The 13,297-nt window shown below is 53.0% G+C and carries 13 protein-coding genes; 2 read left to right on the top strand and 11 right to left on the bottom strand.

Translation table 11 applies throughout. The features are described from left to right. Nucleotides 1–1,179 carry a mechanosensitive ion channel family protein gene (locus tag P8T57_RS19000; RefSeq protein WP_341364016.1) on the bottom strand — a complete coding sequence of 393 codons (1,179 nt, stop codon included), beginning with the start codon at nucleotides 1,177–1,179 and terminating at the stop codon, nucleotides 1–3. Nucleotides 1,180–1,290: 111 nt separating this feature from the next. On the opposite strand from P8T57_RS19000, the gene P8T57_RS18995 reads away from it, so the two are divergent. Beyond that, nucleotides 1,291–2,649, top strand: coding sequence for an NAD(P)-binding protein (locus P8T57_RS18995; protein ID WP_063094105.1), 1,359 nt, complete (start codon nucleotides 1,291–1,293; stop codon nucleotides 2,647–2,649). Nucleotides 2,650–2,655: 6 nt separating this feature from the next. Here P8T57_RS18995 and P8T57_RS18990 read toward each other — a convergent pair whose 3' ends face one another. The 5 genes from P8T57_RS18990 to yajC all read right to left on the bottom strand — a co-directional run bounded on the left by P8T57_RS18990 (nucleotide 2,656) and on the right by yajC (nucleotide 7,169). Continuing rightward, nucleotides 2,656–3,036 (bottom strand): Mth938-like domain-containing protein, encoded by a 381-nt coding sequence (locus tag P8T57_RS18990; protein ID WP_007089621.1) that lies wholly within the window; start codon nucleotides 3,034–3,036, stop codon nucleotides 2,656–2,658. A 50-nt stretch (nucleotides 3,037–3,086) separates the two neighbouring features. Continuing rightward, nucleotides 3,087–3,986: a DMT family transporter gene (locus tag P8T57_RS18985; protein ID WP_063094103.1), complete on the bottom strand. Its 900-nt coding sequence runs from the start codon at nucleotides 3,984–3,986 to the stop codon at nucleotides 3,087–3,089. A 146-nt stretch (nucleotides 3,987–4,132) separates the two neighbouring features. After that, nucleotides 4,133–5,062, bottom strand: coding sequence for a protein translocase subunit SecF (secF, locus tag P8T57_RS18980; RefSeq protein ID WP_007089623.1), 930 nt, complete (start codon nucleotides 5,060–5,062; stop codon nucleotides 4,133–4,135). A gap of 19 nt (nucleotides 5,063–5,081) precedes the next feature. Further along, nucleotides 5,082–6,656, bottom strand: a complete 1,575-nt coding sequence (gene secD / locus P8T57_RS18975; RefSeq protein WP_007089624.1) for a protein translocase subunit SecD — start codon at nucleotides 6,654–6,656, stop codon at nucleotides 5,082–5,084. Between the two features lie 135 nt (nucleotides 6,657–6,791). Then, entirely contained in the window at nucleotides 6,792–7,169 is a 378-nt protein-coding gene (gene yajC / locus P8T57_RS18970; protein ID WP_007089625.1) for a preprotein translocase subunit YajC, read from the bottom strand. Between the two features lie 236 nt (nucleotides 7,170–7,405). Between yajC and P8T57_RS18965 the strand changes: the two genes are divergently transcribed. After that, entirely contained in the window at nucleotides 7,406–8,269 is an 864-nt protein-coding gene (locus P8T57_RS18965; RefSeq protein ID WP_341364015.1) for an ATP-binding protein, read from the top strand. A gap of 60 nt (nucleotides 8,270–8,329) precedes the next feature. On the opposite strand, the gene P8T57_RS18960 is transcribed toward P8T57_RS18965, so the two are convergent. The 5 genes from P8T57_RS18960 to tatC form a co-directional block, all read right to left on the bottom strand. Then, a complete protein-coding gene (locus P8T57_RS18960) occupies nucleotides 8,330–9,424 on the bottom strand; it encodes a peptidoglycan DD-metalloendopeptidase family protein (protein ID WP_223305092.1) in 1,095 nt (364 codons plus the stop codon). Between the two features lie 57 nt (nucleotides 9,425–9,481). Further along, nucleotides 9,482–10,135 (bottom strand): protein-L-isoaspartate(D-aspartate) O-methyltransferase, encoded by a 654-nt coding sequence (locus P8T57_RS18955; protein WP_341364014.1) that lies wholly within the window; start codon nucleotides 10,133–10,135, stop codon nucleotides 9,482–9,484. Continuing rightward, nucleotides 10,132–10,899 (bottom strand): 5'/3'-nucleotidase SurE, encoded by a 768-nt coding sequence (surE, locus tag P8T57_RS18950; protein WP_007089629.1) that lies wholly within the window; start codon nucleotides 10,897–10,899, stop codon nucleotides 10,132–10,134. Before surE ends, P8T57_RS18955 begins: the two co-directional genes overlap by 4 nt. Before the next feature lie 8 nt (nucleotides 10,900–10,907). Then, entirely contained in the window at nucleotides 10,908–12,185 is a 1,278-nt protein-coding gene (gene serS / locus P8T57_RS18945; RefSeq protein WP_071240054.1) for a serine--tRNA ligase, read from the bottom strand. 112 nt (nucleotides 12,186–12,297) lie between these two features. After that, the gene (gene tatC / locus P8T57_RS18940) at nucleotides 12,298–13,296 is read right to left on the bottom strand and encodes a twin-arginine translocase subunit TatC (protein ID WP_341365386.1); all 999 of its coding nucleotides are present in this window, start codon (nucleotides 13,294–13,296) and stop codon (nucleotides 12,298–12,300) included. Between the last annotated feature and the right edge of the window lies 1 nt (nucleotide 13,297).

Genomic DNA, 13,297 nt, shown 5'->3' with positions numbered 1-13,297 from the left:
TTATCCGATCTTGCGCGATGTTTCAGCGCGATCATCATTGGTGTTATTGGTCATTTTTTCCGGCAGGGTTTCGACATAAAGCGACTGCGACGGGAAGGCAAACGCCGCATCGTTATCCTCGACAATACGTTTGAATGCAATGATATGCCGGTTGCGGATATCGCGCCATGTCACCCAATCGGTAGTGGTCGTAAAGTAATACAGATCGATGTTGATCGAACTTGCACCGAAATCAGACAAATGCACCATCTGCGCCACATCGGTTTGCGCGACATCATTATCGTTTTTCAGGAAGGATCGGATATCATTGACGATCTTTTCAATCTGATCGGCTGTGGTGCGATATTCGACCCCAATCACCATCTTGATGCGGCGATGGGTCATGCGGGACCAGTTGATTACCGGGGAATCGACGATTTGCGCATTGGGCATCGTCACCAAGGCCTTGGCAAACGTTCGAACCTTGGTCGCGCGAAGGCCGACGACCTCGACCGTTCCTTCAAACTGCGGTGTTTCGATCCAGTCGCCCCGCTTGTAAAGGTTATCTGCCAGAATGGTCAGGCCGCCGAAAACATTGGCGACTGAATCCTTTGCGGCCAATGCCACGGCCATACCGGCAAGACCAAGACCGCCCAGAAATGCAGAAACATCAAGGCCCCAGTTTTCCAACAGAACGACAACGCCGATCACAACAATCAGCGTCTTGACCGCCCGAATAAAGAACTGTCGCAAATCATCACCAAGACCGCCCCCAAAACGCCATGCCAGATTGTTAAATGACATTGCCAGTGGTTCAATCGACCTGAATAGCGCCCAGAAGACCGAGAAGGTCGCAAAAATGCCGATCAGCTCAAACAGAACGGCGTCAAAGTTTTCCGGAAGATCAAGAATCTCGATCGCAAAATACACGCCCCCCAGAATCACCAGAAGCTGAATCGGCGCCTCGAAGGCGTCCAGAACATGGGCGGCTGTACTATGTTTGTGCTGATGCGCCAGCTTGCGCAGGCTACCAATGACACCAAGTGCCAGAACACGTTTCAGGACGAACACAAACAGCAGCACCGCCCCTGCGACGACATATTTGCCGATTTCTCCGCCGCCCAGCATCTCGACCCAATTGGTCATCTGATCGATGACTTCACTGTTCAGGCTATCAATTTCGGATGTAATTTCGTCCATGACTTCACATGTAATCTGCTGTTAAGGTTTTAAATCAAACAATGACTTAACGGTTACCGCTACGGATTGTTTCTTGCGGCCCCTGTATAACAACTAAAACAGGACAGGCATATGGCATCCTTTGCTGCACCAAGACTTCATGTCATTGGCGCCGGACTTGCTGGCTCAGCACTTGCAACTCAAATGGCGCAGGATGGTGTATCCGTAACGTTGTACGATTCCGGCGAACCTTTCGCCAGCCGCTGGACACGCGGCATGAAAACTTCCCCCAAAAACCACAAGGTTGCCGAACCCGAAATTTTCTATGATCCCGAGGATCTGGTTCGGCATTTTTTCTCGCAATGGCCGGAAATTCCGCGAAAACTGATCCGACCGGCACATGCGGTTATCGGCCTTAAACACCCCGGACGAAGCCCCGCCATCATTGATCTTGATCACGGTATTGCCGCGGCTTTGATTGCACGTCGCCCGACAATTTTCGCACGGCTGTTTACGGCATGGAATTTATGGTTCTCCCGTTACGCCAGTGAAGACCGGCGTGTCAGTCAACGAATGCGGGTCGCTGCTGATTTGGGTGAAGATATGGAAACACCGACAGCAACCTATCATCAGGGTGCACTTGCGACACTGGCCGAGGTACTGTTTTCAATGCCAGCCCACAATTGCTCGGCCGCTTTGTTGGGGCGCGTTTTAATGCCGACATTGCGTGAAATACGCCGCCATAATGCAAGCCACGCCTTCGCGGCGATTGACCCTATCATCCTAAACGATATCGCGCTGCCCACTATGCGCGATCATTTTATCGCAGCTGGCGGCGACATCATAAGCGGTATGGAACTTGGTGATATCGACAGTACGACGGATTTCGCCACCGACCTGTTTTTCGGCGATGATCAGATCGAGGTGCGCCCGCAAGATGCCGTGGTGCTTGCACTTCATCCAAGGCCACTTTGCGATGCGGTACCTGATATCGGCATTCCGCCAGCCCCGGCGCATCGACGAACTTTTGTGTTTCAGGCCAGCAAAAGCTTTGCCGAACCATGCTGTGTCCTAGCCGATGATGATCTGGTACGTGCGATTTATTGCAACCGTCGTCACATACAGGTCAGCATGAACAGCAGTCTGATTCTGCCAAGCGACGGCACAGCGGTTCAGTTGGCCGCAACGATCTGGCAGCGCGTCACAGAGCTTTGCGATCAGCATTTGAATCTTGATCTGTCGGAAAGGACAAAAATTGAAACCGGCGATGAGCATCCGGCTTTCAGTTATGTTGACTGTGAAGCCCCTTTTCCGGAACTCAGTCCGGGGGTTGCAGCACTTCGCCACCGGATTACGCCACCTTGGCGGAACCTGTTTTTATGCGGGGATGCCTTTCCGCCGGATTATCCGCCCGGACCGGCAGCGGTTATCGCAAGTGTGATGAAGGTCCGTGCGCAGTTGCATGAATATCTGAAACTGCGCGACTTATAACACGGGTCAAACCGAAATCAGGGCTGCGGCAACCCGACGGGCTTCTGATACCAGAACATTATAGGTGCGACACGCAGCACCGGTATCCATCGGCTCGACGACAATGCCATGTTTGCGAAGTGCAATGCGCCATTCAGCAGGCAATGGTTTCATGCCACTTCCCATTCCCAGCAGCAGGATATCGATCTCGTCGGATGCTTCAATCACCCGACCAAAGGCATCGACATCAACCTGATCAATATTCTCATACGGCCAAGAATAGACATTCTTGGGAAACAGTAAAACCGAACCAGTGACAACTTCTTCGCCAAAACGAAACAGGCCATCCCCATAGCTGGTAACGATCTTTCGGCCTTCTGCGATCAGCGGACTTACTTCCAAAGACATATCATTCCCTCTTGACGCAACCTTGAAAAGTTCTTCCGGCGTTGTCGGCCTCAAAGCGCAGCTGCAGGTGCCTTTGCTTTTTTCCCGCGCCACAAAATAAACAACCCGGAAACAACAACGATACTACACCCGATCAACATGGGCATGTCGAGTTCCTCACCAAACAGGAACACGCCCAAGGCAATACCGAACAACAACCGAGTATACCTGAACGGTGTAACCGACGAAACATCACCGCTGCGCATCGCTTTCATCAGGGCGGCATAAGCAGAAATCCCCATCAGGACCGCACCGGAAAAATAGAAAAGGCTATGGCCGTCGGGTAGCGTAAATGCTTTGCCTTCCCAAACCGAAAACACGATACCGGCAATAATAATGGCAATAAAACCATAGAATCCCAGAATAGACGTCCCCAACGATATCGGGGCTGCCCGGCTGGCTAGATCACGACCGGCAAAACCGATTGTTCCGATCACCGCCAGCAACGACAGGGCTGAAAAGCCATCGGCGCTCGGACGAAGAATGATCAAAACACCGATCAGACCAACAAAAATTGCCAACCATCTGCGCCATCCCACTTTTTCACCAAAAATGAGCGCCGCGCCAAGAACCACAATAAGCGGCGTTGCCTGTAAAATGGCCGTGGTCGAAGACAAAGGTGTTAAAGCAAGCGCAAGCACATAAAACAGTCGCCCGATAACCTCGAACACGATCCTTACACACATAGGACGCGACAGAACCGCCGGGTCAAGCAGTCGTTTATTCTGGGCTTTGGCAATCGCGGCAAATAAAACCGCCCCTCCGACACCAAACAGGATCAAAACCTGTCCCACTGGATGCGTCGCCGAAACGGCCTTCACAAATGCGTCTTCAACAGCGAATGCTGCCATTGCCGCCATCATCCACAGACTACCGAGCAAGTTTGCCCGATGACCATCTCTTGCGTCCATATTAAGCGCCACAGGCAAGAACCAGTTTTGAAAATGGTTTAAATCAGCTCGCAAAGGTCATACGCCACTGCGCTCTAAAGGAAAAGGCCGGGTTGTTTTCGCACAAACCCGGCCTTTCTGTAAATCCATGTCTTGCGGCTGAGGAATCAGGCACCGGCCTTCTGGGTCTCTTCGCCTTCGGGAATCTTGCGGTTAAGCCGCAGAACCATCAGCAACGGAGACGCCACACAGATTGACGAATAAGTCCCTATGACAATGCCGAAAATCAGCGCCATCGTGAAACCACGGATCGCTTCACCACCAAATACGAACAACGCAATCAGCGCCAGTAATGTGGTAAATGATGTCATGGTCGTACGTGACAGGGTAGAATTGATCGACAGATCAAGAAGATCGGGTATTTCCATCTTGCGGAATTTGCGCAGATATTCGCGAATACGGTCAAATACAACCACCGTATCGTTGATCGAATAACCGGCAACGGTCAGAACCGCTGCCAGCGTCGCCAGATCGAACTGAACACCGGTGATCACAAAGAAACCGATGGTAATCAGAACATCATGCAGAAGTGCCACAACCGATGCCACGGCAAACTGCCATTCGAACCGGAACCAGATATAGACCATGATCAGCAAAAGCGAGATGGCAACCGAATAGACTCCAGCTTCCTTCAGCTCGTCACCGACCTTCGGACCGACCAGTTCGCTACGGCGAATGGTAACATTGTCACCAAGTGCCTCGGTCACAGTAGCAAGCGCTGCCATCTGGGCTTTTTCATCACCGTCCTGGCGCTGCAACTGGATCAGGACATCATCGGGTTCGCCGAATTCCTGAATTGATACATCCCCCAGTCCAAGAGAACCAAGATTATCACGCAGCGCACCAATATCGGCCGGACCGTCGGTTTTGATTTCAAGGAGAATACCACCCCGGAAATCGATCCCGAAATTCAGCCCCTTGGTTACAAATAAGCCAACAGATGCCAGCACCATGACCAGCGAGACAATATAAAAGATTTTCCGGAATTTGAGGAACGGGACGTTCACGTCATCCGGAACAAGATGCAATGGTTTCATAATTTTCCTGCTCCCTTCCTCAAAGTACCAGTTCCGTCGGACGACGGCGTTTAACCCACACCGAAATCAACAGTCGGGTCACCCAGATTGCCGAGAACATCGACGTGATAATGCCGATGGCAAGCGTGACGGCAAAGCCCTTGATCGGCCCGGAACCAAAGCTGAATAGCACAAGAGCCGCAATCAGCGTGGTCAGGTTGGCGTCAAGGATGGTCGACATCGCACTGCGATAACCGGCATCAATTGCGTTGATGATCGTACGGCCATTATTACGTTCTTCACGGATACGTTCGAAAATCAGTACGTTGGCGTCAACCGCCATACCGACCGTCAAAACGATACCGGCGATACCCGGCAGTGTCAGCGTTGCCTGCAATACCGACATCACTGCCAGCACGAGGATAAGGTTCATCAGAAGTGCGATATCGGCATAAATCCCGAACCGCCCATAACTGATCACCATAAAGGCAATAACGAAGACAAGACCAAGAACGGCTGCAATTTCACCGGCCTCGACAGAATCCTGTCCTAGCCCGGGGCCGACTGAACGTTCTTCAAGGATCTGCATTGGTGCGGGTAATGCACCGGCACGCAACAGCAACGAAAGATCGTTGGCCTCCTGAACACTGAACTGGCCGGTAATGATACCGTTACCACCAAGGATCGGTTCATTGATCCGCGGGGCTGAAATCACTTCGCCATCCAGAACGATAGCCAGACGACGACCGGCATTTTTCGACGTCATGTCGCCAAACCGCGCACCACCTGCCGCGTCAAAGCGGAATGAAACAACGGGGCGACCATCGTTAAAGGTGGGTTGGGAATCGATAAGGTTATCACCCGAAACAACCACACGACGGTCAATCAGATATTCGTTGATACCGGCCGCACGGTCACCGGCATCAGCCGATGGCAGGATAATGGTTCCCGGCGGCATGCCGGTGGCACGCGCCTGGGAAGCCGTTTTTTCCTCGTTCACGAGGTGGAAGTTCATTTTCGCGGTACGGCCAAGAATCGCGCGCAAACGCGACGGGTCATCAAGTCCAGGTACCTGAACAACAATACGGTCTTCACCTTGGCGCTGGATCGACGGTTCGGTCGTTCCCAGTTCGTCAACACGACGGCGCACCACTTCAAGTGACTGGCTGATCGCGCGATCAACAAGCTCTTTGCGGGCCTGTTCGGTGTAGGAAACGATAATGTTGTTGCCGTCACCACTCATGACGGTATTAGGTTCGACATCACGGATCAGATCGCGGGCTTTTTCGACCTCGTCGGCATTGACGATGGTGACTTCCGCACCGTCCAATCCGGCATCGCGCGGACGGTAACGAATGCGTTCCTCGCGCAGTGTCGAACGGATCGTATCGCCAAGCGCTTCATAACGCTCGCGGATCACGCTGTTAATGTCTACCTCAAGCAGCATGTGCGATCCGCCGCGCAGATCAAGACCAAGGCTGATCTGTTTACCCGGAAGATAGCTGGCTTCAGTCGCCAACGTGCCCTTGGGCAGGAAATTCGGTGCAGCGTATATAACGCCCAAAGCGCACACCAGCAAAACCAGTGCTGCTTTCCATTTCGTAAAATAAAGCATGTGTCCTTTAACCAGATTTGTCTGGAAAACCTTGGTCTGGTTCTATCGAACATCGGGAGAGTTACACCCCGCAGGCCACCGGCTGTAAACAAGAAGGCGGAGCATTTTGCCCCGCCTTGCAAGTCATCAAAGAGATCAGTCTTTTTTGGTCTCTTCAGCTTCTTTTTCGTCTTCGTCTTTGTCGTCGCCTTTGGCTGGCTCGGTTTTCGACAGAACTGTCGAAACCATGCCGCGTGCAACCTTGACTTTGACCCCTTCAGCAATCTCGACCGAAAGTTCATCGTCACCAATAACCTTGGCAACGGTACCGATCAGACCACCGGCGGTAACGATTTTGTCACCACGACGAACAGCAGCGAGCATCGCTTTATGCTCTTTCTGTTTTTTCTGCTGCGGACGGATAAGCAGGAAATAAAAAACAACAAAAATCAGGATCAGCGGCAGGAAGCTGGTAAGCATATCTGCACCACCTGCGCCACCTGCGCCCTGCGCGAAAGCCGGCGAAATCAACATTAGGAACTCCTAATCCCATACAACAAAACAAATCAACTGCCGGAATATAACGGTGTGTCCCGTCAACGCAAGAAAGAACAGGATTTTTATCGGTTAAATCCCGTATTCTGTGGTTCTGTTCACGTCACCAAAAGCGCGCTAAATCATATGGCACTGTTATTGCCAGATCGCCTTGTGATAGCGTTTTGAGCATATCTGTCGCCACCACGATAAAAAGAAACATCCAAGAGGCTTTAATGACCAACGATTTCAATCAATTGCTGCCCACCCTTGAACGCATTGCCGAAGCGCTGGAACGCATGGCCCCACCTGCGCATAAAACCAATGACCTTGCCGCGGCTGATGCCTTTGTCTGGCAGGCCGAAAGCGGTTATCTGCAACCGGTGCGCAATGTGAACCGGATTGATATCGATCTTTTGCAGGGAATCGAACAGCAAAAGACGATTCTTTATAACAATACCAAACGGTTCGCCAATGGACTTCCGGCCAACAATGCGTTGCTTTGGGGCGCACGTGGCACCGGCAAAAGTTCGATCGTCAAGGCGATGCACGCCAAAATCAACACGGAAAAGGCTGGCGCATTAGCATTGGTCGAAATCCATCGCGAAGACATCCCGACCCTGCCCCATCTTCTGCATATTCTCGAAGAAAGCGGTCGCAAGACGGTTCTGTTCTGTGATGACCTCTCATTCGATTTGCAGGATGAATCCTACAAGTCGCTTAAGGCTGTGCTTGAAGGCGGCATCGAAGGCCGCCCCAACAATGTGATTTTCTATGCGACATCGAACCGTCGTCATTTGATGGCGCGCGATATGATCGAAAACGAACGATCAACCGCGATCAATCCGTCCGAGGCCGTCGAGGAAAAGGTATCCCTATCCGACCGCTTCGGCCTGTGGCTTGGCTTCCACAACATTTCACAGGATGTCTATTTCGAAATCATCGAAGGGTACGCCAAGGAATTCGGGCTTGATGTTCCGATTGAAGACCTACGTGCCCGAGCCAAGGAATGGACGGTCACACGTGGCAGTCGTTCAGGCCGCGTTGCATGGCAATTCATTCAGGAATTAGCCGGCGAAATGGGGAAAAAGCTTGGCTGACTGCCCAGGACAGCAGCGTATAAACAAAACGCCCGGAACATCAAGGTCCGGGCGTTTTGTTTATCGCGATACCATCATCTGTGGCAGGTATTTCATCGGGTCCGTGGATTTTCGTCCACGACGAATTTCAAAATGAAGTTGCGGCTGGTTAACGGCACCCGTGCTGCCGACACTTGAAATCTTCTGACCGCGCTCGACAACGTCGCCGCGTGCCACCATCGGATTTTCCGTATGGGCATAGGCTGTCACATAATCATCAGCATGCTTGATCAGGATCAGATTGCCAAAGCCGCGCAACTCATTCCCGACATAGGTCACAACGCCATTATCCGCAGCAAGGATCGGCGTACCACGCGCAGCCTTGATGTTGATTCCGTCATTGTAAAGACCGCCCGTGCTGGCACCGTATTTAAGAACAATGTCACCGCGAACCGGCCAGACAAAGCCCTTGCGATTGTCGGGTTCGGCAATAACGACATTCTTACGAACTGCACTGCCTTGCCCCGCAACCGGTGTTGCTTCGGGCATCTGGCGGGTATCGTTATTCCAGCTATTGGCAGATGCGTAACGCTGTTCGGCGCGCGCGGCGAAATCCTGTGGCTTCAGGCCAGGCGTCGGGATGCTGCCGCCGTTATTCGGACTAATACGCGCGGTTTGAACCGTTGACGAGCGTTCGGGTACGGCCGCCGTTTCAGATGTACCAAGCGGCACACTGACAACTTCGCGCTTGCCGCCGATGGTGACGGTCTTACGCGGCGCGGAGCTTGTTGAACTTGGTGTCGTCGATGATGACCGGCTTGCAATTGCAGTCTGGCTGTTACTGTCATAAGACGGATCCCAAGGCGGCAGCACAAGCCGCTGTCCCGGATAGATCACATAAGGCTTCGCCAATTTGTTTCGCTCGGTAAAACGGCCAAAATCGCTGCGATACCGGTTGGCAAGCCCCGAAACAGTATCACCCGGTTCGACCGTAATAACCCGCTCACCATTTTTGAGATTTGGCATGCTATAGGGGCTGTAAGTCGCACCTTCGCCGTAAACTACTGGCACAGGGACGGAATTAAGCAAACAGCCGCCAAGCGCTGCGGTTGTCCCACAGACAAGCGCCAGCGTCCGTATTCTTCGAACTGCCTGTTTGACACTATTTTCCATCATAGAAAACATTGTCTGCGATCAGCCGTTAACAATCCGTAATCAGATGCAGCAATCGGCTCAGAATTCTTCGGTACCCGGCAACATCGGAACGAAACGTACCGGCATCAGTTCGGTTACATCAATCCCGGTGGGGGTCCGCAAAACCCGCAAAAGCAGTTGCGTGTGGGATACCTCGCCCACCGGCACGACCATGATCCCGCCAATCGCCAACTGATCGACCAGCACCGGCGGTACATCTTGTGCTGCCGCAGTCACGATAATACGATCAAACGGTGCCTGCGCCTTCCAGCCAAGCCCGCCATCACCATGCAGGGTCGAAATCGTATGCAACCCCAATTCGCGGAATTTGTCTTCCGCCTCACGCAGAAGCGGCTTGTGCCGTTCAAGCGTGTAAACCCGGCGTGCCAGCTTGGCGAGGATAGCGGCCTGATAGCCCGACCCGGTACCGACCTCAAGCACCTTCATCCGGTCATTCAGCTCAAGCGCCTGCGTCATCAGGGCGACGATATAGGGCTGTGAAATCGTCTGGCCCTTGCTGATCGGAAGGGCGACATTTTCCCATGCCCGGCTAACAAACGGCTCGGCGACGAAAATTTCGCGCGGGATGCTGGTCAGCGCACGTAAAACGTCCTCGTCATGGATCCCGTCATTGCGCAGGATCGCAAGCAGATGTTCGATTTCAGCTTCTCGGGCAATGACAGGCTCGTTCACGGAAATGCCTTCGTCAGTTTTGCGTGCGTCTCGTAATGCGTGAAATCGAGACTGATCGGAGTTACCGAAATATCGCCCCTCTCAATGACCCGCAAGTCCGCATTTTCATCCTTGGGCAATTCCGACTTGATCGCACCGATCCAATAATAAGGCTCTCCGCGCGGATCAAGGCGTTCGGCAATATGATCGCCAATCTTGCGCTGCCCCTGCCGGGAAACTTCGATCCGGGCACCGCCGTCACGTTCGGCTTCCGGGAAATTGACGTTAATCAGAACGCCACGTGGCCAAGTCGTGTGAATAAGGGTTTCCGCAACCGGTAAAAGGTGCTTTTCCGCAACCGACCAGTCGATCAGATTGCCGGAAAAAAACTGGGAAAAGGCAATTGCAGGCACATTCAGCAACGTTGCTTCCATCGCGGCCGCAACCGTACCGGAATAGGTCACATCCTCGCCAAGGTTGCCACCCCGGTTGATCCCCGAAAGAACAATATCGGGCGGACTGTCACGCATGATTTGCTGAAGAGCCAGCAGAACACAATCGGTTGGCGTTCCGTCGACAGAAAAATGTCGCTCGTCACGTTTGCGTATCCGCAACGGATGGCGCAGGGTAAGCGAATGCCCGGCCCCGCTTTGCTCTGTCGTCGGTGCGACAACCCAGACATCATCGGAAAGGGAACAGGCAAGCTTTTCCAAAAGCCGAATCCCCGGCGCATCAATCCCGTCATCGTTGCTGATCAGGATGCGGGCATTTTTCAGATCGACCATATCGCCCCCTATCCGCGCGGTGAAATCACCTCGACACCGCCCATATAGGGCTTCAATGCATCCGGCACACGAATTGAACCATCTGCCTGCTGATAGTTTTCCATCACCGCAATCAGGCAACGCCCAACAGCAAGCCCCGACCCATTCAGGGTATGAACAAAACTGGTTTTCTTGTCGCCAGCGGCACGATACCGCGCATTCATGCGCCGTGCCTGGAAATCACCGGTGTTAGAACAGGATGAAATTTCACGATATTTACCCTGCCCCGGAAGCCAGACTTCAATATCAAATGTTTTGCGCGCGGCAAAACCGATATCGCCTGAACACAGAACCACCGTCCGGTAGGGAAGACCGAGACGTTCAAGAACGGTCTCTGCGCAGCGGGTTTTTCGATCAAGTTCCTCGTTCGATTTTTCGGCGGCCACAACCGACACCATTTCAACCTTTGAAAACTGATGCTGGCGGATCATGCCGCGCGTATCACGCCCGGCCGAACCGGCTTCCGAACGGAAACACTGGGTCAATGCGGTATAGCGCAGCGGCAATGCGGCTTCGTCGATAATCTCGCCCGCGACCTGATTGGTAAGCGTCACTTCCGACGTCGGGATCAGCCACATGTCATTGGTGGTTCTGAACGAATCTTCGGCAAACTTCGGCAACTGACCAGTGCCAAACATCGCATCATCGCGTACCAGCATCGGCGTGATGGTTTCTTCATAACAATGCTCGTTTACATGCAGGTCCAGCATGAACTGGCCCAATGCCCGTTCAAGCTTTGCCAGGCCACCACGCAGAACAACAAAACGCGAACCCGAAAGTTTAGCCGCGGTTTCGAAATCCATCATGCCAAGCTTGTCGCCGATCTCGAAATGTTCAAGCGGCTTGAAGTCAAATTCGCCGGGAGTTCCCCATTTGCGAACTTCAACATTGTCTTCTTCGCTTTCGCCTGCCGGAACTTCCGCATCGATAACGTTCGGAAGCGACGACAGCAAAAGATCAAGCTGCTCGTTTAAACCGGCCTGCCCGTCTTCGGCATCCTTGATCCGGTCTTTGAGTTTACCCATCTCGGCCATCAGTTCGTCAGCATCGCCGCCACTCTGGCGCAATTTGCCAATTTCACCGGAAATGGATTTGCGGCGCGCCAGCATTTCCTGATGTTCAGTCATCAGGCGACGACGGTCTGCATCGATATCGATCAGACGCTGGGCGGTCATTTCGACCTTGCGCGCGGTCATCGCCGCGTCAAAGGCCTCGGGATTGTCACGAATCCATTTAATGTCGTGCATGAAACGGCACCTTGTTATTCAGCTATGCGGGCAATTATTCGGGCTTTTATACGATGGGGTGGACGCTTGGTCCACCCCGTCAGATCGGTCATTCGAGAACCGGACAATTCAATCAGCGCGCGCTATTGAAATCATCCTCGTCATCGTCGCCTTTCGCGGATCCCAAAGATCGGAATGACGAAGGCGCATCAGATTTTGGCGCAGAACCGGCAAGCGCTTTGAAATCGGTCTTGTCATCTGCTTTGCCATCATCGTCCCCGTAATCAGCAGCTGCCGCAGCCGCCCCCTGGGTATCGACGTCGTCTTTATTGTGATCGGTATCCTCATCGTCACCTTCAAGCTCGGCATCTTCTTCCGCTTCACGCTGGGCACGTTTACGTTCCGACATCCGCGCCATCAGGATCGAAATTTCATAAAGAATGATGATGGGGATCGCCAGGCCAACCTGCGAAATCAGATCCGGCGGCGTCAGCACTGCGGCAAACACAAAGGCGATCACAACCGCATATTTGCGCCGCTTGGCAAGCGAAGATGCGGTTACGATGCCAGCGCGCGCCATCAGTGTCAGCAATACCGGTAGTTGGAAACTCAGGCCAAACGCAAAAATAAGCTTCATCACCAGCGCAAGATATTCGCCGACCTTGGCTTCAAGCTGAATGGCAAGTCCCGATGCCCCGCCTGCACTTTCGAAACTGAGGAAGAATTTCCACGCCAGCGGCATGATCAGGTAGTAAACCAGTGCCCCGCCCGCAAGAAACAGGATCGGCGTCGCAAACAGGAACGGCATGAATGCCGAACGTTCATTCTTGTATAGTCCCGGCGCGACAAAGGCCCATAGCTGGCCAAGAAAGACCGGTGCGGAAACAAAACAGGCCGCAAAGAACGAGACCTTCACATAGGTGAAGAACACCTCGGTCAATGCGGTATAGATCATGCGCCGGTCCGGCCCCATAACGTCAGCAAGGGGCTTTACGAGGAACCCGTAAATATCTTCGACGAAATAATAACAAATACCGAAAGTGACAAAGAGTGCCAGAACCGCCCATGTCAGACGGTTCCGAAGCTCGATCAGATGCTCCATGATCGGCATCTGCTTGTCATCCGACTGCATG

This window comes from Thalassospira sp. SN3W (assembly GCF_038070535.1).
Classification (GTDB): Bacteria; Pseudomonadota; Alphaproteobacteria; order Rhodospirillales; family Thalassospiraceae; genus Thalassospira; species Thalassospira xiamenensis.
This window is presented reverse-complemented; position numbering and strand designations above follow the sequence as displayed.